The sequence below is a fragment of the Salinimicrobium sediminilitoris genome (genome assembly GCF_020866905.1).
GTDB lineage: Bacteria > Bacteroidota > Bacteroidia > Flavobacteriales > Flavobacteriaceae > Salinimicrobium > Salinimicrobium sediminilitoris.
The window spans coordinates 105,948-126,648 of the sequence record NZ_JAIVCC010000009.1 but is presented as its reverse complement, the minus strand read 5'-3'; the positions used below and the strand labels follow the sequence as shown (position 1 = coordinate 126,648).

General features: G+C 39.6%; 19 protein-coding genes. 10 read left to right on the top strand and 9 right to left on the bottom strand.

The features are described from left to right. Nucleotides 1-2: 2 nt before the first annotated feature. Nucleotides 3-869 carry an SdiA-regulated domain-containing protein gene (locus tag LA313_RS10480; RefSeq protein ID WP_228914670.1) on the bottom strand — a complete coding sequence of 289 codons (867 nt, stop codon included), beginning with the start codon at nucleotides 867-869 and terminating at the stop codon, nucleotides 3-5. A gap of 155 nt (nucleotides 870-1,024) precedes the next feature. Between LA313_RS10480 and LA313_RS10475 the strand changes: the two genes are divergently transcribed. Beyond that, nucleotides 1,025-3,316 carry a transglycosylase domain-containing protein gene (locus LA313_RS10475; protein ID WP_228914668.1) on the top strand — a complete coding sequence of 764 codons (2,292 nt, stop codon included), beginning with the start codon at nucleotides 1,025-1,027 and terminating at the stop codon, nucleotides 3,314-3,316. A gap of 266 nt (nucleotides 3,317-3,582) precedes the next feature. Here the strand turns inward: LA313_RS10475 and LA313_RS10470 are convergent, their stop codons facing one another. Continuing rightward, on the bottom strand, nucleotides 3,583-5,100 hold the full coding sequence (locus LA313_RS10470; protein WP_228914665.1) for a DEAD/DEAH box helicase: 1,518 nt from the start codon (nucleotides 5,098-5,100) through the stop codon (nucleotides 3,583-3,585). 162 nt (nucleotides 5,101-5,262) lie between these two features. On the opposite strand from LA313_RS10470, the gene LA313_RS10465 reads away from it, so the two are divergent. After that, nucleotides 5,263-5,988 carry a Crp/Fnr family transcriptional regulator gene (locus LA313_RS10465; protein ID WP_228914664.1) on the top strand — a complete coding sequence of 242 codons (726 nt, stop codon included), beginning with the start codon at nucleotides 5,263-5,265 and terminating at the stop codon, nucleotides 5,986-5,988. A gap of 87 nt (nucleotides 5,989-6,075) precedes the next feature. Continuing rightward, nucleotides 6,076-6,624 (top strand): hypothetical protein, encoded by a 549-nt coding sequence (locus LA313_RS10460; protein WP_228914663.1) that lies wholly within the window; start codon nucleotides 6,076-6,078, stop codon nucleotides 6,622-6,624. A gap of 114 nt (nucleotides 6,625-6,738) precedes the next feature. On the opposite strand, the gene cysM is transcribed toward LA313_RS10460, so the two are convergent. The 3 genes from cysM to LA313_RS10445 all read right to left on the bottom strand — a co-directional run bounded on the left by cysM (nucleotide 6,739) and on the right by LA313_RS10445 (nucleotide 10,967). Continuing rightward, on the bottom strand, nucleotides 6,739-7,629 hold the full coding sequence (gene cysM, locus LA313_RS10455; RefSeq protein ID WP_228914659.1) for a cysteine synthase CysM: 891 nt from the start codon (nucleotides 7,627-7,629) through the stop codon (nucleotides 6,739-6,741). After that, nucleotides 7,626-8,414: a serine O-acetyltransferase EpsC gene (gene epsC, locus LA313_RS10450; protein ID WP_228914658.1), complete on the bottom strand. Its 789-nt coding sequence runs from the start codon at nucleotides 8,412-8,414 to the stop codon at nucleotides 7,626-7,628. The genes cysM and epsC overlap by 4 nt, the downstream gene beginning before the upstream one ends. 336 nt (nucleotides 8,415-8,750) lie before the next feature. Then, nucleotides 8,751-10,967, bottom strand: coding sequence for an FUSC family protein (locus tag LA313_RS10445; RefSeq protein WP_228914656.1), 2,217 nt, complete (start codon nucleotides 10,965-10,967; stop codon nucleotides 8,751-8,753). Nucleotides 10,968-11,174: 207 nt separating this feature from the next. Between LA313_RS10445 and LA313_RS10440 the strand changes: the two genes are divergently transcribed. Both LA313_RS10440 and LA313_RS10435 read left to right on the top strand, forming a co-directional pair. Beyond that, nucleotides 11,175-11,852, top strand: a complete 678-nt coding sequence (locus LA313_RS10440; protein WP_228914654.1) for a type 1 glutamine amidotransferase domain-containing protein — start codon at nucleotides 11,175-11,177, stop codon at nucleotides 11,850-11,852. A 10-nt stretch (nucleotides 11,853-11,862) separates the two neighbouring features. Next, the gene (locus LA313_RS10435) at nucleotides 11,863-12,771 is read left to right on the top strand and encodes an alpha/beta fold hydrolase (RefSeq protein ID WP_228914652.1); all 909 of its coding nucleotides are present in this window, start codon (nucleotides 11,863-11,865) and stop codon (nucleotides 12,769-12,771) included. A gap of 31 nt (nucleotides 12,772-12,802) precedes the next feature. Here LA313_RS10435 and LA313_RS10430 read toward each other — a convergent pair whose 3' ends face one another. After that, nucleotides 12,803-13,522 (bottom strand): SDR family oxidoreductase, encoded by a 720-nt coding sequence (locus LA313_RS10430; RefSeq protein WP_228914649.1) that lies wholly within the window; start codon nucleotides 13,520-13,522, stop codon nucleotides 12,803-12,805. Nucleotides 13,523-13,771: 249 nt separating this feature from the next. Between LA313_RS10430 and LA313_RS10425 the strand changes: the two genes are divergently transcribed. Next, the gene (locus LA313_RS10425) at nucleotides 13,772-14,149 is read left to right on the top strand and encodes a hypothetical protein (RefSeq protein ID WP_228914647.1); all 378 of its coding nucleotides are present in this window, start codon (nucleotides 13,772-13,774) and stop codon (nucleotides 14,147-14,149) included. A gap of 71 nt (nucleotides 14,150-14,220) precedes the next feature. Then, nucleotides 14,221-14,847 (top strand): YqaA family protein, encoded by a 627-nt coding sequence (locus LA313_RS10420; RefSeq protein WP_228914645.1) that lies wholly within the window; start codon nucleotides 14,221-14,223, stop codon nucleotides 14,845-14,847. Between the two features lie 205 nt (nucleotides 14,848-15,052). Here the strand turns inward: LA313_RS10420 and LA313_RS10415 are convergent, their stop codons facing one another. Continuing rightward, on the bottom strand, nucleotides 15,053-16,165 hold the full coding sequence (locus LA313_RS10415; RefSeq protein WP_228914643.1) for a DEAD/DEAH box helicase: 1,113 nt from the start codon (nucleotides 16,163-16,165) through the stop codon (nucleotides 15,053-15,055). Between the two features lie 210 nt (nucleotides 16,166-16,375). Here LA313_RS10415 and LA313_RS10410 point away from each other — a divergent pair, with 210 nt between their 5' ends. Continuing rightward, on the top strand, nucleotides 16,376-16,519 hold the full coding sequence (locus tag LA313_RS10410) for a YqaE/Pmp3 family membrane protein (RefSeq protein WP_084625583.1): 144 nt from the start codon (nucleotides 16,376-16,378) through the stop codon (nucleotides 16,517-16,519). 141 nt (nucleotides 16,520-16,660) lie between these two features. Here LA313_RS10410 and galE read toward each other — a convergent pair whose 3' ends face one another. After that, nucleotides 16,661-17,701, bottom strand: a complete 1,041-nt coding sequence (gene galE, locus LA313_RS10405) for a UDP-glucose 4-epimerase GalE (protein ID WP_228914641.1) — start codon at nucleotides 17,699-17,701, stop codon at nucleotides 16,661-16,663. Between the two features lie 217 nt (nucleotides 17,702-17,918). Between galE and LA313_RS10400 the strand changes: the two genes are divergently transcribed. Together LA313_RS10400 and LA313_RS10395 are read left to right on the top strand one after the other, a co-directional pair. After that, the gene (locus LA313_RS10400; RefSeq protein WP_228914639.1) at nucleotides 17,919-18,203 is read left to right on the top strand and encodes a DUF3817 domain-containing protein; all 285 of its coding nucleotides are present in this window, start codon (nucleotides 17,919-17,921) and stop codon (nucleotides 18,201-18,203) included. A 3-nt stretch (nucleotides 18,204-18,206) separates the two neighbouring features. After that, nucleotides 18,207-19,487 carry a mechanosensitive ion channel family protein gene (locus LA313_RS10395; RefSeq protein ID WP_228914638.1) on the top strand — a complete coding sequence of 427 codons (1,281 nt, stop codon included), beginning with the start codon at nucleotides 18,207-18,209 and terminating at the stop codon, nucleotides 19,485-19,487. A gap of 108 nt (nucleotides 19,488-19,595) precedes the next feature. Here the strand turns inward: LA313_RS10395 and LA313_RS10390 are convergent, their stop codons facing one another. After that, nucleotides 19,596-20,636, bottom strand: coding sequence for a hypothetical protein (locus LA313_RS10390; RefSeq protein ID WP_228914637.1), 1,041 nt, complete (start codon nucleotides 20,634-20,636; stop codon nucleotides 19,596-19,598). Between the last annotated feature and the right edge of the window lie 65 nt (nucleotides 20,637-20,701).

The following is a 20,701-nucleotide window of genomic DNA, read 5'->3' as shown; positions in this document are numbered from 1 at the left end:
AATTAATTGGGGGTTAAAGTTACGCGATGTATAGTCGCTGGTTTTCCCTCATTGGAAATATAAAGATTGCCGGAAGTGTCATAGGTAAGACCTTCAGGCTGCGGAAATAGCTTCCTGTTGAGACGGAAAAGATTTTTTGGCACACCCGAGGGGTCTAAAATAAGTAACCTCGGTTCCCGTGCCTCAAGTATTAATACTTCTCCACTTGAAGGATTTATTGCTACTTCCGAAGGAAAGAAGGTTTCTCCAATGTCCTCCTCAAGAATATCATCAAAAATTTCCTCCTTAAAAGTAAGTTTAAAAACAGGTTTTTCTTTGACCTGCAAAGAAGGTAATTGAGCCGCATATATACCTTTTTGATCATCAGAATTGGGATCTTTGCTCTTAACAGCAAGTAAAAGCCGGTCCTGAGACTTGTCATAGAACAGTCCCTCCATATCATTTTTGGAACTAAAGAAAGTTTGAAAGCTTTCCACCTTTGCAGAATTCAAAAAGTCTGCAATTTTATAAATCATTCCGTTGCTTTTCAGAACATAAGCTACATCCTCTTTAATAGCTATCCCCTCATAATCTCCCTTGCCTGCAAATTTTATTTCCTTCTCAATAGTAGATTCCTTCAGGTTATAGATAAAAATACTGCCTCTTTCATCCTGTACGCAGGCGATTTTTCCGGGTTCCAAAAAAGCAATTCCCGAGACTTCTTTCAGGAGGGAGGGTAATTTCCAGGTTTCTTCAACTTTGACTGCAGTGGAGATTCCCGAACGATACCTTTCAGCTTCCCCTTTAAATGTAAAAAGGAACCCTGCTGCAAAGAGTAAAAGCCCCGATGTAATGAGAATCACTGTTTTATTATGGCCTATTCTCTTCATTTCTTTAAAATTATAAAATTTCTCCCGCAGCAAAAATGATTTAAACTTTCCTTTTAAAACATTAGCAGGGTTTTGGGAAATTCCAAATCCTAAAGTTTTTTAAACATTCGGAATTATTTTTGTAAGTCTTCGTTTATTTGACAGACACTTAATCTATGAAATTTAAAAATGTGAAATTGACGCCTGTCAAAAAATGGGTGTTAAGTTCGTTATTAGGACTTTTTCTTGTATTCGGATTCTTTTTCCTGAGCATATACTGGGGTTGGTGGGGAAAAGTTCCCAGCACCCAGGAACTAAAGGACCTTAAACAAAATGAAGCTACCGAGGTTTTTTCTTCTGAAGGGAAATTAATAGGGAAATATTACATTTTTGACAGGCAACCTGTGCTCTACGAGGAATTACCTCAACATCTAATTGATGCCCTTGTTGCTACCGAGGATGTGAGGTTCTATGAACACACAGGTATTGATAACCGCAGTCTTCTCCGCGTATTTTTTAAGACCATTCTTATGGGAGATAAATCGTCGGGAGGTGGTAGTACCATTACTCTGCAGCTTGCAAAAAATCTTTTTGGAAGGAATGATTATGGACACTTAAGTATAGTGGTGAACAAGGTAAGGGAAGCAATAATTGCCGAACGCCTTGAGGATATCTATACCAAGGAGGAGATCATTGGACTTTACTTTAACACCGTTCCTTTTAGTGATAATACCTACGGAATCGAGAGTGCTGCCATGAAATTTTTTAATACCGGCACCAAAGAACTTGAGCTGGAAGAAGCTGCTACTTTGGTAGGTTCTTTAAAAGCTTCTCATTACTACAACCCCCGACTTTTCCCCAAACGCAGCCTGGAAAGAAGGAATGTTGTCCTTTCACAAATGAACAAGTATGGCTATTTGCCTTCAGAAGAATACGTAAAGGCAAGAGTCAAGCCACTGGACCTCAACTACCAGTATTTTAGTAATAATGGCGGAGTCGCACCTTACTTCCGCAGCCAGCTAAAGAAGGATGTGGCGAATATTTTGGATACCCTCATAAAAGAAAATGGAGAACCATACAACCTCTATAGGGATGGACTTCAGCTTCATACTACAATAGATTATGAAATGCAGGTTCTTGCTGAAGAAGCCATGCAGGAACATATGGCTACCCTTCAAAATCAATTTGAAAAAGCCTACGGAAAAAATGCACCCTGGAAACGGAAGGAACTCCTTGAGGAAGCACTGCAGAAGAGCAAACAATACAAAAGCCTGGCCGATGCCGGTTGGAGCAAAGAGAAAATACTCGACTCCCTTCACCGCAAAACCGATATGGAACTCTTTGACTGGGGACAAAAAAAGTTGATTTCGGCCAGTATTGCCGACAGCCTTCAGCATTATATGAAGTTCCTGAACATGGGTATGGTCAATATGGAACCTACAACCGGAGCTGTGAAAAGTTGGGTGGGAGGAATAAACCATGAATATTTTAAATATGATCATGTTACCCAAAGCCGAAGGCAAATTGGTTCTACATTTAAACCTGTGGTCTACACAGCAGCAGTTGAAGCGGGAATTGACCCCTGTACTTATTATTCCATTCGTGAGGTAACTTATGAAGGTGGATGGACCCCTTCCAATTCGGGAAGTGAGGAAGAAGATCCTTACATGAATTATCCCATGGCCACAGCTTTGGCACAATCGGTTAATACTATAGCAGTAAAAGTCCTTTTTGATGTAGGGCTGGGAAATGTACTTTCCCAGGCTAAAAAGATGATGTTCCCAAAAGATCTTCCCGCCTACCCTTCTATTGCCCTGGGAACGGCTGAAATGAATGTAGCCGAACTTGCCAGCTCTTTTTCAAGTTATGTGAACCGGGGAAAACCTGTGAAACCTTACTACCTCACCAAAATCGAGGATAAATATGGAAATGTGATTGCCAGTTTTGAGCCACAAGTTGCTCCCCGGGCTGCTTTTTCCAACACTACACGGGAAGTCATGATAGAGATGATGAAAGGTACTGTAAACGAGGGAACAGCTTCACGATTGAGGTACAAATACAATTTACCTAATGACATCGCAGGAAAGACAGGAACCACCCAAAACAACAGGGATGGGTGGTTTGTTGGCATTACTCCCGAACTGGTATCGGTGACCTGGGCAGGAACAGATGACGCCCGTATTGGCTTCCCTTCTACCTATGTGGGACAAGGTGCAAACTCTGCTCTACCGGCCTTCGCCCTTCTAATGCAGAAAATGAATGCAGATCCCCAGTTTAATCAAATAACCCAGGCAAAGTTCGGAACACCATCTTCTACTGTTCAAATGATGCTCAACTGTGAACCCGAAAAACGAGATAACTTCCTGGAGCGACTATTTACAAAATCAGACAAGCCGCGTAAGGCTCAAAAAGAGGAAAAGAAAGGTTTGTTTAAAAAGATAAAAGGCCTGTTCAAGAAAAATAATTAAGCGGAATTAAGACGAGGGTAAGAGTAAAAGTCAAAACCATGTATAGATAGTGGGAATCGACGGTTGAACCTTTTTCATTAAAACCCGAAACAGAACAAATCTTCAGACTTCTTCATTAACCTGGCTCCTAATGCAAAAATTGGAGAGAACATAACCTTAACCGTAATATTACTTCAAAACTGGGAGTTGTTTTCTTAGGGTGTCAAAAATGGCATTTTGGACACCCATGTAAAATGTCATTTTTAAGAAGGTAGGATTTTTGGAGATTAAAATTCCGCCTGATTTATCTTCAGCCTTAGCTTGCGCATATAATCCTCCCTTAGCCAATCACGATAGTTTTTCGTGCTGTTGCTAATACAGTAAGAGTATTTTCTAATTCTATAGGCGATATCTTCCTCGAGTTCTTTTGCCAGAAGCCGCGCATCAAAAACATCTTCGCTATTCTCCACGCACATATTAGCATGCTGCTCAAGAGAACGTTCCAAAACTGCTTTTGATTTAAGTCCTTTTTTGATGATGTCGTCATACTCCTCATCAACATCAAAAGAAACATCTTTACTGTTTGCGAATTTATTTCGGAGCTCTTTTGGCATTTCGTAACGGAAATTCTGCTCAATTTCTTCGTCACTAATAAGGTTTTCCAGGAAGTAATCTGGAGACCTAAAGATCTGTTTCCAGTCAATAGGGGCGCTCCAAAGTCCAAAACGGGCAGCGTTGTTTCCAAGATCAATAACTGTAAATTCACTTTTCCCCGGAAGTATACGGGATCCCCGCCCAATCATTTGGTAATAAAGCGTAAGAGATTTTGTTGCCCTGTTCAAAATGATAGATTCCACCGTGGGTTCATCAAAACCGGTCGTAAGAATACTCACCGATGTAAGAATAGCATCGGGTTTTTTCCTGAACCAACGTAAGATCTCTTTCCTGTCCTGTTTACTCGTGGTATTGTCGAGATGTCTAACATCGTATCCGGCATTACGGAAGGTTTCATAAACCTCCCTGGAGGTATTAATCCCGTTGTTGAAGATAAGGGTTTTCTTTCCCTGGGATTTCTCCATATAAGCATCCAGAAGTTTTTCCTGCATGCTGAAATTCGAATACAGTTCTTCGGAAGATTTTACGGTATAATCCCCATTAATCCCCACCTTAAGTGTGGAAAGCCCAACATCAAAGCTATAAGTGTTAGCCTTGGCAAGAAATCCTTTTGAAATAAGACTGCTAATAGAATCCCCCACGATAAGCTCCCGGTAATTATCCTTCATGGGTAGCTTGATATTGGAACTAAGCGGTGTGGCCGTCACCCCAAGAATAAAGCACTTATTGAAAAACTTGAAAAGTTTTCTAAAGGAATTGTAATGGGCTTCATCAATAATTACCATCCCTAGGTTGTCCAGTTCCACCTTTTCGTCATTTAGCCGGTTATTGAGGGTTTCAACCATGGCAACAAAGCACATGTATTCATCCTGGTCTGGTAATTCCTTTATAGTAGAATTGATGATCTTATTGTGTACTCCAAACCCCGTAAGCATTTTAGAAGTTTGTTTACAGAGTTCGATACGGTGGGTTAGGATGAGTACCTTCTTATTGGTTCTCTGGATATATTCCCGCACAATCTGCGAAAAGATCACTGTTTTACCACCGCCTGTGGGTAATTGATAAAGGAGATTATAACGTTCGGGATGTGCTTCAATCACCTTGAATATCTTATCGATATCTTCCTGCTGATAACCATAAAGTTCCTTATCTACTTTTTTTTCTACTATCCCGAAAGTATCCTGCGCCATTTATAAATTTTCTATCAATTGCAATTTTGCAAAAATAGCTGAAATTAAAGTTCAGCCAAAAAAATTGGCAATAAAATCCTTACAAAAAATTTATTTTGTTTAACAGTAGCCTCATTATTAAATATTTAACTTTGAATTTTATTCCTTATCGTGATGAAATAAATGCCGTTGATTATGTGGAGTGAAAAAAAGCATGTAGTATTTTTTGAAGCTCTAAAGAGCAATAAGCTGTTAAAGGATCTACCTGAGGACGAACTTCATAAGCTCCTTTTGGAAATGGAGGAAGTAGTATGGCCAAACAATACGTGCAGTATACATTTGCAACGCACCTCTCATTATTTTCATTTTATAGTTTCAGGCAGGTTAAAGGTCTATCAGGTCGAAAAGCAGTCGGGCAGGGAATTCACCTTTTTCCTTTTGGAAAAAGCAGATGCTTTTGATATTCTGTGTTTGCTGGACGGTTGTGAACATGATGTTTACTACGAAACCCTGGACAGGGTTGTCCTCTTATCTCTGCCCATGCCGCGCATGAAGGAGTGGATTCAAAAACACCCCGGGATCAACAGGAACCTCCTGCCCTACCTGAGTCATCAAATGAGAGTTCTTGAGGAATATGCCACTAACGTTACCCTGGTAGATATTCCAACCCGACTTGCAAGGCTTATTTTGAGCAATGTCAATTCAGAATCCCTTGAACTGGAGTTAATAAACGACCTTTCTAACGAAGAACTAGCCAACCTCATAGGATCGACACGCGCTGTGGTAAATCGTCATTTACAACAGTTTAAAAATGAAGGTATAATTACTCTAGGCAGGAGCAAAGTTCAACTCATTAATTTAGACCTTCTGCTCCAGAAGGCCAGTAATAACGGGGCTTCAGCTCCTTAAAATTTAACACGATATGCTACCTGGATAGTATTTGATCATATTTCTTCATAGTAACTTTATAAGATATTAATCTATAAACTGTGTGCTATGAAAAATTTAATTTTAGGATTGTTCCTGTTTGGTTTTATTGCCACAGGTCATTCACAGATCCTCTTGGAGGAAGCAAAGATTGAGTATCGACCTGTTTCGATGCAACTTGATCCCGATACCAATTCTTTGGAAATAATAATCCCCGAGAAAAAAGTGGGAGAATTTCAGCAAGATCCTTTAGCCTTTATGAAAGCAAATTTTGATGCCAAAAAATTCGCGCTTGACAATAAAGATGCTGATTTAGTGAAATTTGAAGTTTATTTTAAAAGCAGAAAAGGTTTTTTAGTTGCACTTTTTGACGACCAGGGAGAGCTTATCTCCACTAACCAGAAATTTAAAGATGTAGTACTTCCTGAAGATGCCCGTCTTGAAATTCTTAGAACAAATAAAAATGCGGTCATTAAAGGCGCCAAGTATGTTGCCTATTCCAAAGGCTGGGACCTTAACAAAGAATTTTACAGGGTAAAAATAAGTGATGGTAACAAAATCCAAAGGCTGCGCATTAACAGAGAAAACAACCGGCTTTCTATAGCCCAAATTCAATAAAAAATTGAAATAAAAAAGAGACGCCTAAAAAGCCATTTTTGAAACTCCTTTTTTCAAACCTCGACCTTGAAAAGATTAATTTAGGAGCTAATAAAATGGCTTTTAGGCAGTCTCTTACTTTTTGTCAAAAAGATCTGAAGAAAGATAACGATCCCCTCTGTCACAAATTATACTTACCACTACCCCACTTTCCAATTCATTACAAAGCCTAATAGCTGCCGCTGCAGCACCCCCACTACTCATTCCTGCAAATATTCCTTCTTCTTCGGCCAGTCTTGACGTCATAGTCCTGGCTTCAGCTTCAGTCACTTCTAAGATTCTGTCTACTTTATTTTCATTAAAGATACTGGGCAAATATTCTTTTGGCCATTTTCTAATACCGGGAATTCGCGCTTCATTATCGGGTTGTACACCCACGATCTGGATATCCCTGTTCTGCTCCTTTAAAAAGGTGGAAGTACCCATTATAGTACCGGTAGTCCCCATTGAAGAGACAAAGTGAGTGATATTTTTATTAGTGTCCCGCCAAATTTCAGGACCTGTAGTAGCGTAATGGGCTTTCCAGTTATCATCATTCCCAAACTGGTTAAGCATAAAGTAATTACCTTCCTTCATTCTGGCTTCGGCATAATCCCTTGACCCTTCAATACCACCATCGGCACTTGTAAGGATCACCTTAGCCCCATAAGCACGCATAGTTTGTACTCTTTCCGCAGTTGAATTTTCGGGCATTACAAGTTCAATATCCAACTTAAGCAACCGTGCTACCATGGCAAGGGCAATTCCGGTGTTTCCGCTGGTAGCTTCGATCAGTTTGGTTTCAGAAGTAATATCTCCTCTCTCCAGGGCATTTTTGATCATATTATAAGCAGGCCTGTCCTTTACGCTACCTCCGGGATTTTGCCCCTCAAGCTTAAAATACAATTCCACATTTGGATTGTCTATAAGTTTTTGTGCCCTCACTAAAGGCGTATTTCCAATAAGATCTAATACTGTTCGATTCATTTCTGAAGGTTTTTTATTTTGATCACCGGGTCGTGGGTGACAAAGGAATTAGCAGGAACAGAGCTCGTAAGCCATGCATTCCCACCTATTATACTGTTCGCTCCAATCACCGTTTCCCCACCAAGGATGGTAGCGTTAGCATAAATGGTAACATTATCTTCTATAGTTGGATGCCTCTTTTTATTTCGTAGTCCGCAGGCTACATATAAAGCACCCAGAGTAACTCCCTGGTAAAGTTTCACATTGTTCTTTATAATTGTCGTTTCCCCAATCACTACCCCGGTGGCATGATCAATAAAGAAGGAATCTCCAATCTGTGCCCCGGGATTTATATCTGTCCCGGTCAATTGATGAGCACATTCTGTCATAAGACGGGGAACCAGGGGCAGGTTCAGTTTGTACAGCTCATGGCTTAGGCGGTAAATTGCAATTGCATAAAACCCGGGATATGAAAGATAGACCTCCTCTACAGAATTTGCTGCAGGGTCATTATTTGCTATCGCAACAGCATCAAGATTTATTTTTTCGAGCAGGTGAGGTAATTTACTACAATAGTCCTCCCATATCTCAGAACAGGGTTTCCAGGGTTCCCAGCATACCAGGTCTCCAAGTTCTTTAAAGTCTACTGCCAGTTTATCGAGATTATACCCCACTGGAGTGTCCCGGTCAAACAAAGTGTAGAACAGGTTGTGAGTAAAAGCTTCAGCCTTTTCCTTGATCTTAAACCTAAGGTTGGGAAGTTGCTTTTGAGCCTCGATCTGTTTAATAATTTCCTGGTGATCCATAAAGTTGCTTCTTTGGTAAAATTACTAAATAGCTATTCAAAGCCAACAAACCTTTTAAAAGGATTTAGTACTGAAAATTTTAACTATAAAAGAAAGGTTAAAAAAACATGCACACAAATAATTGTAAATCAATGTATTGTAACTTTAATAATGTTATTAATCAAAAACTTATAGCTATGGCTCAAGAACAAAAAAAACCAAATCAAAAGCAGGATTCTGCAAAAAAGAGTGATCAAAAATCCGATCAAAAATCAGGAAAACAGCAGCACTCTAAAAAGTAGTTGTCATTTATATTACATCCCGAAAATTTTTTCAGGCCACCTCAAAAGGGTGGCTTTATACTTTCTTCGCCAGTATTTTCCTGAGACTTTCACTTATCTCAAGTAACCATTTAAGCCGGTCCATAAGGATTTGCACCTCTTGCAATTTTTCCCTTACCTCTTCCTTTTCATGGACTTCATCCTTTTCAACGTACAGCAATTCCTGGTACAGGTTATCATAGAAAACCGCCGCCCTTTTGATTTCTTCTGAATTTTCTTCTGTTGGAATTTTATGGTTCTCTAACGAAGCCTGGAGATTGGTCTTAATTGCAGATATGTAATTGGCAAAATGAGCTGAAGCCTTGGTAGTAGCCTGAGACCTTATAAAGGTTCCAAGGGAAACTACAGCCGATAGAAACTCCTGATTGAGGGAAACTATCCTAAAGGTTTCTTCCATCGTAATTTTATCTGTTTTTGATTCCTGTGCCATACGTTGAAAAGCCGCATTAAGATCTCCCATGGCTAGAAATGCATTTTTTCGGGCTAACTTATAAGAAGCAGGTAAGGTGGATTTATGATTGTAATAAGCTTCAACTTCCTTTATAAATTCCAGATTTGCTTTTATACTTCCTTTTATAAAATTCTGAATAATAGAATGCTCCCAGGTCGGCCAAAGGAACTTTGCCCCAACAAAGGCCAGTCCTGCCCCCACTATGGTATCCAATACCCGGTATTCAATAACCTGCAGCACATTAGGCTGCAACAGGCTGTAGACGAATATTACATTGAGCGTAATAAAAGCTGCTGCTGTTTTATAATTACGCTGTATCATGGAGTGCGCCAGGACCAGACTTATAACTGCCAGTGTTCCATATACCACCTGACTTCTAATAAGAAAGACCAGAGAGACCGCGACGGCACCCCCTATGAGAGTTCCATAAAGTCTTTGTTTAAATCTATCCCGGGTAAGGGCGTATCCCGGGCGCATGATCACCACAATGGTTAAGAGGATCCAGTAAGCATTTTGTACAGCAAATAATTCCCCCAAAAAATATCCTAACACCATTACCACGGTCAATCTCACGGAATGCCTAAAGATCGGAGACTTAAGATCCAGGTTATCCTGAAGGGTCTTAAAATTATAATCTGGTGTAGTTAGGAACTTTGCAGCGTCTTTTCTTTTGAGTTTTAATTTTTCGTTGCCCTTCCATTCCTTCATGAGCCTCTTAATTGAAAGCAGCTTTTGATATTGCTTTTCCTTAAAAACCAGGAAATTCCTGAAAACTAAAAGCATTTCATTGCCCCCTGAAGCATCTTCCGAAACTTCCAGCTCCCGGTAGGTTTTCCATGTCTCCTGTCTCTTAGCCTTTAATCGTTCTTCTTCAGTTTTATTGAATTTACGACGGGAGCCTTGCGCTAAAATCCTTAAATGAGCAGCCATTATCTCATTCCAATCCTGTATAAGTTTGATTTTATCCACCTGAGAGACAAAAAGTTTACTCATTTTCGAAGAATTGACAGGGTTGGCCATTCCCAATTCCAGGATATCAACCAGTTCCATAAAAATGAGCAGCCTCTTCCTCACCATTCCAGAGCGACCAAAATTCTTCCTGCGGGTTATAACCATTTCCCTAAGGATCTCATGTTTCTCATTAATAGTTGTCTGTAGAGTAAACACTTCCTTCTCAAGTTCCTCTCTATTATCACATTTTAGGCCCATAAGCCGGGAGCGAATCTCCAGATATTGAGCTGTAAGTTCAAAGATTTCTCCCAGGAGCTGGTCGGTTTCTCTTCGGCGCAACAGGTAATGGAATAAAAGAGTGAACAAAAGGTACCACAGTCCCCCCACTCCTATCCAAAGTGCGTGGAGCAGTACACCGCCTTCCGCAGCAACCTGTGCCATACTAAGCACTACAGCAAGTAATCCCGAAAAGGAGATGAGAGAGGCTCTAAATCCAAAAACCGAAATCATGGAGTAGTGAAAGATCTGGAGAATCAACAGGGGAACGAAAAACAGAGGATACGCAAGAGAAAACCCTGTAATTACAGTTGCCAGGACAGCAATTGCAATAGAAAAGGATATACCTATTACTCTTCGCCGTAAGCTGCCAGGCACATCACTGGGTGAGGTAAGTAAAACTCCTACTGCCATGGCAATTCCCAACCTAATCTCCCCCATTTGAGCTGTGACCAGCAAGGGAATAATAGCTGCAACGGCAAAACGAATTCCCCTGGAGAATTCGGCTGTTTTTAAAAGTTTGAAAAAAGATTGCAGTTGCCGGTAAAGATTCAAAGAAAAAAGTTTCCTGCAAAACTACGTGGCTTTGGTATAGTAAGGGTGGAATTGATCGTAAAAATTAGACAGAAAAGAGAATTTAACCTTTAATTAGTATCTCAGCTTTGGCTGTACTGGGAGCGCATTGTAATTTTAAGATCCACGAAAAAGTCCTGTAGAAACAGGACTTTTCAATCATAATAAATATTTAAAAAAAATAATACTATGAAAATTTTAATGGTCTTAACTTCTCATGATAAATTAGGAGACACAGGTAAAAAAACCGGATTTTGGGTAGAAGAGTTCGCAGCTCCTTACTACGTTCTTTCAGATGCCGGTGCAGATATCACCCTGGCTTCTCCTAAAGGAGGACAACCTCCCATAGACCCATCCAGCACCACAGAAGATGCGCAAACCGAAGCCACGAAAAGGTTTGATAAAGATCAGGAGCTGCAAAACAAGCTTGCTTCGACTAAAAAACTGGAGGATATGAATGCTTCAGATTTTGACGGAGTCTTTTACCCCGGTGGGCATGGGCCGCTGTGGGATCTTGCAAACGATTTAAAGTCTATCTCTCTCATAGAAGCTTTCAATGAACAAATGAAACCTATGGCTTTTGTTTGTCATGCTCCGGGGGTGCTTGCTAATGTCGAAGATCATAAAGAGCCTTTAGTACGAAGGAAAGATGTTACAGGATTTGCAAATTCCGAAGAAGATGCAGTGGGATTAACTAACGTAGTGCCATTTCTTGTTGAGGACAAGATGAACCAACTGGGTGCAAATTACAGTAAGGGTGAAGACTGGAGCTCTTACGTAAAAGTAGATGGAAAACTGGTGACGGGACAGAATCCTGCGTCTTCAGAAAAAGCGGCGAGAGAACTACTCCATTTACTACAAAAATGATCCTTTGCCTATGGCCAAAAAAGAAAAAACTGTTTCTGAAGTTATAAGGGAGCATGAAGCTTCGGGCACCTATTTTGAGGTAGATGGAATAAAAACCTTTGCCTTGAAGTACGGGCGTGGGGAACCTGTTCTTTGTCTGCACGGGGTTCCCACTTCTTCTTTTCTTTATCAAAAGGTCTTGAGGTCCCTCGAAAAGAAAGGCTATAAAGGAGTAAGTATAGACATGCCGGGCTTTGGCTTGAGCGAGCGCCCCGAAGGATTTGATTATTCCTTTTCTAATCTTGCAGATTTCATTTATAAAGCTGCAAAAGTTTTAAAACTGAAAAAATTTCATCTGGTAGTACATGACGTAGGGGGACCAATTGGTTTTGCTCTTGCTGCAAGACACGCAAACAGGATAATGTCCCTAACCATCCTCAACACCTGGGTGGATGTGGTAAATTTCAAGAAACCGGTGGTAATGCGACCCTTTGAAAAAAGGGTTTTAGGCGAGGCTGAGTTAAAGATGATGAGTCATCTCACCTGGCCGGTCATGTTTAAACAAATGGGAGTCATTAATTCATCCCGTATAAGTCTTTCAGAAATTAATGCCTATGTTGATCTATTAAAAAGAGAAGATCATGGAAAGGCTTTTTTGAAGCTCATGAGAAACTTTGATAGTTCAGAGGGGTTCAGGGACCTGTGCTACAAAGCCGTTCAAAGTAAAGAATATCCGGTACAGGCGATTTGGGGAGCCAATGATCCTTCATTACAACTTGAAACCTATGGAAAGGAAATAAAGGAAGTGGCAGGTTTAAAGGAGATCCACACATTAAGGTCCCGCCATTTTCTTCAAGAGGAAGCGTGGCTAGGAATTGCAGATAAGGTTGTGGATCTGGCGAAATCTGTTCATCTAAAGAATCCAAAAAAGGAGGCTTGAAAACCTCCTTTTTGGAACTTAAATATTTCAGTTATTTTTTTGGAGGCTTTGTTGGTCTTATCTCAATTTTACTCGGTAAAGCCCTTTGGTTCATTTTCAACAGGTCTACAACCAGTTCCCCAATATCTTCACTCTGTATTTTCCAGGCATCTTCATCACCCGGCGTGTGGTCATTAAAATGTGTGGCTACAGAGCCAGGCATTATGGTGGTTACCTTAATATCGTGATCCCGCAAGTCAAGCATAGCGGCCTGTGTAAATCCTGTCACTCCAAATTTACTGGCGTTATAGGCAGTACCACCCGCAAAGAAGTTGGTCCCTGCAAGACTGGAAATAGTAAAAATGTAACCTTTACTTTTCTTTAGATCAGGAATCGAGGCTTTAAGACTGTAAAAAACACCTGTGAGGTTGGTGTCAATGGTTTGCTGCCATTGTTCGGGCGTAAGCTCTTCAATAGAGCCAAAATGACCTACCCCGGCGTTGGCAACCACTATATCAAGCTGCCCCCACTTATCTACCAACTGTTTTATTGCAGCTTGCTGACTTTCAAATTTGCGAACATCGGCTTCAATTCCAATTACTTCCCCTTTTCCGTTTTGGGTAATCTCTTTGGCTGCTTTTTCGGCCTCATCACGATGCCTGCTGGTGATACCTACCCTCACTCCCATTTGTGATAGAGCAGCTGCGACACCATAGCCAATTCCTTTGCTTCCACCTGTTACAAATGCAACTTTATTTTCTAAATTTTTCATTTTTATATTATTTTTCTAGCCTAAAACTAGCAAATATGTAGTGTAAATATCGATTCAGGAGCTTTAAGACTTTGTTAATTATTCAGTGTTCACAGTGGCTGAGAAATTTTAACTTCTGAAGTAAAAATCTTTAATCCTGCTACCATTAATTACAAAGAGAATCAATTATCTTTGCACACCTTCCGAAGATAGCTTAAAGAAAGGCTTTTCAGGAAAATTTAGTTTAACCATATTAAAATACAGTACACGTTGGAAAATCCTAAGGCACAAAAACTTCTGAATAAAATACAACGCGACCTAATGCGCAATGGTATTATCACCAATACTATTGTTGAAGATCTAAAGGAGTTGAGGCCATACGCCGTAGAAGAAAACAGTCCTCTTTTGGCAAAGGTAATAAGACTTACTTTTGAGCACATTGAAACTCATGACTCTTTCAACATCCCAATTCCTGAGGATGAGCCTGTTGAAGGTTTTGAAGAAGAGCCGGAGAGCAACACTGACTTTGACCCGGCCGAAAGCCTGGATTACCTACTGTCACTCATGGCTGAAGCCAAAAATAAGATCAATGCAATTGAACTTAGAGAATACAGCAACCAGCTAATGGCTTATGCCGAAGAGAATTAATAATTTGTTTTGTTAGAATGGCTCAATAATTGAATATATTATAGAAAAGCTATTTAATAGAGGAAACAAGTATGAAAAAGAAAAATGTCGCCGTCTTGAATAAAAAACCCCGCTGGAAATTACTTCACCAATATTATAACTATACAGGATTTTACAAGTTTGTAGGTAAGAGTCTTAAAAAGGCCATTTTACCTGTAATTCTTTTTCTTGCAGCCCTGTTTGCCATTAATGAATATGTGGTGAATATTAACAGCATCCTGGTCACAGTGACCGAGACGTATTCTCCACTTGGAATTTTAGCGGTTTTTCTTGCTTCGGAATCTATTTTTCTGGGTCTTGTTCCTCCCGAATTATTTATTGCCTGGTCCGGAAAATCGGCAATGCCTATCTTTTACCTGAGTCTGCTGGCAACTGCTTCCTATCTTGGCGGGATCATTTCTTACTGGATGGGTAAGGCGATTACAAAAATTCCGGCGGTACATGATGCCATGGAAACAAAAATGGCAAAACACATCAAGAATACAGAAAAGTGGGGTGGCTTCCTTATTGTAGTTGGGGCTTTATTACCCATTCCCTTTTCAATTACCAGTGTAGCAGCGGGTATAATCAATTATAAGTTTAGATATTATTTACTTTTTGGGCTTCTTAGATATATAAGGTTCTATGGATATGCCCTGGTAATCTTCAAAATAGTTTAAAATACTATAGAGAAGTCTCATATAATTAAACCTAAAATCCCGCATTTTTGAAAGATCATAAATGCGGGATTTTTTAATGTTTACGATTTCCGTTAACCTGAGATTTTCTTTGTCTTTATTGTTCTCGTTAGTACTACAAAATCAACTGAAACTTTCGCATGGTCTCCCACAAAGCTACTTTCCTGAAATCGGTTACCTACTTTATTTATCTAATTTGGGTGAACTTGATATTCAACTCCCGTTCAAGTTGACGTAATTTTTTAATTTCGTACTGGTTTACAAGCGCTAAAGACAATCCGGTTTTTCCTGCTCTGGCTGTACGCCCGCTTCGGTGGGTGTAGTATTCGGTTTGATCTGGTAGCTGGTAGTGAACAACAAATGCAAGATTTGCCACATCAATTCCTCTCGCAGCCACATCTGTAGACACCAAAAGTCGCAGGTTGTCGCCTTTAAAGGCTCTCATCACCTTATCACGGTCCTTTTGAAGCATATCACCTTCCAGCAATCCAACCTCATAATTCTTTGCTGCCAGTTGCTTGGACAGGATCCTTGCTGCCGATTTAGTTTTGGTAAAGATAATACCACGTTTTTTGCCCTGGCTTTTTAGAAAATATGCAAGGGTATCAAGTTTGCTGTTATCATCTCCTGCCACAAATTGATGTTCAATCGCAGTATTGACTGCATCCTGTTTATCAATAGCCACCCGTCGTGCACCTTTATTGACATATTTATTTATGATCTCGTTTAGCTCCTGTGGAATTGTTGCTGAAAACAACCACACATTCCTGTCTTTAGAATCTGTTCCTTCCAGGATCTGGGTGAGATCATTTTTAAAACCCATGCTAAGCATTTCATCGGCTTCATCCAGCACCAAAGTTTTTATCTTTCGAATATCAATTGCCTTGCGTTTCATTAGGTCAATTAACCTTCCCGGGGTAGCTACCACAATCTGGGTGGGCCGGTTAAGACGGGCGATCTGTATATCTATTTTTTCTCCTCCATAGACAGCTTCAGTAAAAACCTTTTCTGAATATTTCGTGAATTTGAAAAGTTGTCGTGCAATTTGCTGCCCAAGTTCCCTTGTGGGAGAAAGGATCAAAGCCTGGATGTGATCTTTTTCAGGATCAATTTGTGCAAGAATGGGTAGACCAAAGGCTGCTGTTTTCCCTGTACCGGTTTGTGCCTGTCCTACAAAATCAACCCCTCCTTCTGTAAGTATAGGAATGGCAGCCTCCTGTATTTTTGTAGGATGGATAATCCCCAACTCATTAAGCCCTTTGATAATGTCGTCTGATACTCCCAGTTCTTTAAAAGTCATTGCTCTAATTTTCTGCGAAGATAGTTTATTCCTAAGGAAAAATTTTCCTTGTATATTAAAAGAGATTAAAGAAACCCAATGTCCTTTGTCGTATTATAAACATCTTAAGATATTGATAATTTGGCTGTTAAATTGAAGCTAAACCAAAATTATCCTGATACAAAATGATTTTTAATTATTAATTTGGTGATATAACCAAAAAATAAAAACATGCTAACAATAATTTTGAATATTCTTTTACCGCCTTTAGCCGTATACCTAAACCATGGCGTGGGAACAACGCTATTGATAAGCATTGTACTTACGTTGATAGGTTGGTTACCTGGTGTAATCCATGCTTTCATTGTTAACTAAAAAAAATAAAAACTGTCTAAAATATAAATCCCCTCAATGATTCCAATGTGAGAGATTGGAATCGAAAAAACCTCTCCAAAAGAGGTTTCACAAAGTTTGAATTAGCCTTTAAGCTTATATTTTAGACAGTTTCTCTACTCTCTACTCTTCACTATTATTCTTTTCTTCGAGCTTTTGTTGCCATTTCCAGGCACTCTCCATAGCATCTTCTATAGTATATTCTGCTTTCCATTTGAGCACATCATTAGCCTTGGTAGTATCTGCATAGGCTACGATTATATCTCCTTCCCTCCTGTCGACAAAACTGTAAGGCAGTTTTTGTCCCGAAACTTTTTCAAAGGCTTTGATAGCCTCGAGTACAGAGTTTCCTTTTCCGGTCCCAAGATTGAACACTTCATAATTTCCTGTTTGCTCATCATCGAGCAACCGTTCTAACGCTACTACATGTGCACGTGCAAGATCCATAACATGTATATAATCTCTAATACAGGTTCCATCGGGGGTTGGGTAATCGTTCCCAAAAACCGAAAGCTCATCCCTTTTCCCGGCTGCTGTCTGAGTGATAAAAGGCACCAGATTTTGAGGAGTACCAATTGGTAATTCTCCGATATTAGCAGAGGGGTGTGCACCAATAGGATTAAAATACCTTAGGGAAATTGCTTTTAAATGCGGTACAACTTTACAGGTGTCCGAAATGATCTCTTCCCCAATTTGCTTGGTATTCCCATATGGAGATTCTGCTTTTTTTACAGGAGCACTCTCTGTAATTGGCAATTCATCTGCCTGGCCGTATACTGTACAGGAGGAACTAAAAATGAACTTTGGTGCCTCCCTTTCCTTTAATTGCTGTAATAAATAAACTAAGGTGTTTAAATTATTTTCATAATAGAGCAAAGGATTTTGAACACTTTCCCCTACTGCCTTAGAGGCCGCAAAATGTATTACCCCTTCAATGTTAGGATATTTATCAAAAAAATGATTTACAGCTTGTTTGTCCCGAAGGTCTAAATTTTCGAATTCCGGGGAAATTCGGGTAATCTTGGTAATTCCTCCTAATACTTCCAGGGAAGAATTCGACAGGTTATCAATAATTACTACCTCATAACCTTTTTCCTGAAGTGCCACCACGGTATGCGATCCTATAAACCCCAACCCGCCGGTGACAAGTATTTTTTTGCTCATATTCTTGTTTCTGTATCTTCCGCAAATTAAGAAATTACACGCTATTAGAGGAAAGCAGGATTGGGAATTCCCATAACTTTATTTTTACTTCCCCTATGTGATTAAAAATCATAGAACAAGCCCTTAAAAAACTCAATTGAATTGTAATAAATTTCGCGAATTTACAGTCCTAAATTCGGGCCTTTTAAATTATATTTGCAGCCTTAAAAGAACAGTTATGTCGTTAGATTCACAAGTGAAAATTTTTAAATGGATCAGCATTTTTGAAGGAATATCTTTTCTAGTGCTATTATTAATTGCAATGCCTCTTAAATACATTTGGGATTCTCCCGAAATGGTACGGATAGTTGGGATGGCCCACGGTCTTTTATTTGTAGCGTACATCTTTGGAGCTCTACTTTTGTTTAGGCCACTACAGTGGAAGTTTAAGACTCTAATGATTGTCTGCCTAAGTTCGGTACTACCATTAGGCCCTTTTTATGTAGAGAAAAAATATCTCTAGAAAATGAGAGAACAAGTACGGGAGGTTGGGAACTTTTTAGCCAATTACTTCATGGCACAGGGAATGGATGCAGATGTTGCCCATTTTCTAAACATGCTTATTAATATTGTAGTCGTTGGGGTTCTTTGGTTTGTAATTCATTTTCTTACCAAAAGACTGGTTCTAACCTCTTTTCAAAAATTCACAAATCAAACTAAGACCACCTTTGACGACTATCTTGTAAAAAGTAATTTTCCAAGGTATATAAGCAATATTTTCCCTCTTTTATTGCTCATTTTGACCGTTCCTATAGTTTTTGAAGATTACCCAAAGCTTTTAGAGATATTTGAAAAGCTGGTCGATATTTATATAATTCTCCTCACTGTACTTATAGGTCGGAGTTTGGTGCGCACCACCACAAATTTCATGAAGCGGCATGAGCGGTACCATGACAAACCTCTGGAAAGCTATGCGCAGGTCCTAATGATCATTTTTTGGTCTATCGGACTTATTTTCATTTTTTCTGAAATTACAGAGAAATCTGTGCTTGGATTCCTTATATCTTTAGGAGCCGCTTCAGCAATTATTCTATTTATCTTTAAAGATACCATTCTTGGGTTCATAGCCTCTATACAGGTTTCCGTAAATGACATTGTAAGAATTGGAGACTGGATCACCTTCAGCAAATATGGGGCAGATGGATTTGTTACAGAGATCAATCTTGCGACAGTAAGGGTTCAAAACTGGGATAATACTTATACTACCATTCCCACTTATTATCTCATTTCGGACTCTTTTCATAACTGGCGCGGGATGCAGGAATCTCCCGGGCGACGTATCAAACGCTCAATAAATATCAAACAAAATTCAATAAGATTTGTAAATGATGAGGATATTGCAAAATTTGAAGAATTCGGCTTAATTGGTCCTTATATTAAAGAACGACAGGAAGAGATCAATGCCTATAATAAAGAAATGGGCATCAATAAAAAGCATCTCATCAACGGAAGGCATCAAACAAACCTTGGAATTTTTAGGCAATATGCGTTGTCATATTTAAAGGCGCATCCAAAAATACACCAGGAAATGACCATGATGGTACGCCATCTTCCTCCTACCACACAGGGAATTCCAATCGAGATCTATTGTTTTAGTGCAGACAAACGCTGGGAATTTTATGAAGCGATTACAGCAGACATATTTGATCACCTCATAGCTGCCATTCCTTATTTTGATCTTCAACTTTTTGAATCTCCCTCGGGCGATGATATTTTAAAAGCTCTTAAACCTCTGCAGCTAAATTAAAAATAGGCATTTTCATTAGATAGTAGTAATTTAAAAACTGTTGCTTCCCACAGGTCATTTTAAGCCTGAGCTATTATCTCCTTCAGTATTAATTGTGGATTTGGTGCTCTAAGTTCTGCCTTCGTTATCGGTGTCGTGAGAATCTTCAGAGGAGTTTAGATAGTGGCCCTGCATGTAATCGCTTCGCAAACTTTTAACTCCAGCGGCTCCTCCCAGCGCACCAACAATAGCTCCCAGTAATAGTGCAATAAATAGATAGAGAGCAGCATCGGCCATAGCATCGGAAATAGTACCGGTCGTTTTCTCTGCTTCCTTCTTCATGTTTTCAAGAAACTCCATCGATTGCTTCCGCAGATTTTCATATTCTGCCGCGTAGCTACTAACAGTTTGTTTGGCTTCTTTTTCACTGAAATTGGTCCTTGAAGTTAATATATTTACAAGTGCTTCTTTATCCAGGGCTTCCCACTTGTTATCAAAGATGTTTTTTGCCTCATTAAATATCTGCTCTATTTTGGCATCTAATTGCGCAGAGCTTCCAAAATCTCTCATAGTTTGTTGCCCTGTATTATCCATTTTCTCTTCCACTTCGTTTTCTGCTTCTTGAGGGTCTGAATACGGTTTTTGAGCTTCCTCAAGTAACATATAAAATTTTTCTTTAGCCTTGTTAAGGCTAACCTCCAACTCTTTTTCGTGTTGCTCACTCAGTTGTTGACTTTGGCTTAGCTCCTGTTGATCATTTGCCCAGGACACAACGTTTCCAATGGTATTTCCCACTCCCGAAATGACTCCACCCACAGCTGAAGTTACCAGCCAGAGAGACAGAATTAAATATAAGGCCCAGGTCATTATTCCCTGGATAATTCCACTTTTCTGGTAGAAAGACACTCCTACTCTCGCAGCAACAAATGCTCCTACAAAAAGTGCCAGAAGATTTGAAACAGCCCACCACACAAGACTTAAAGTTCCCACGCCGCTAAAAGGACTACTCTTTTCCATAGGTTCTATGCTACCAAATCCCAAAGAAAGCCCGAGCAGGTTAAAAAGAAAAACTATGGAAAAAGTACAAATAACGCCTGCAAATATCGCCCTCCAGGAAACGCCTTTTCGTGGTACTGAATTGTGAGAATTTAGTTCCTTAAGTTTATTCATAATTATTTATTTTGGTTAGTTAAAGAAGAATACTGTTCTCTTCATTATCAATGGCTCAATAAGTT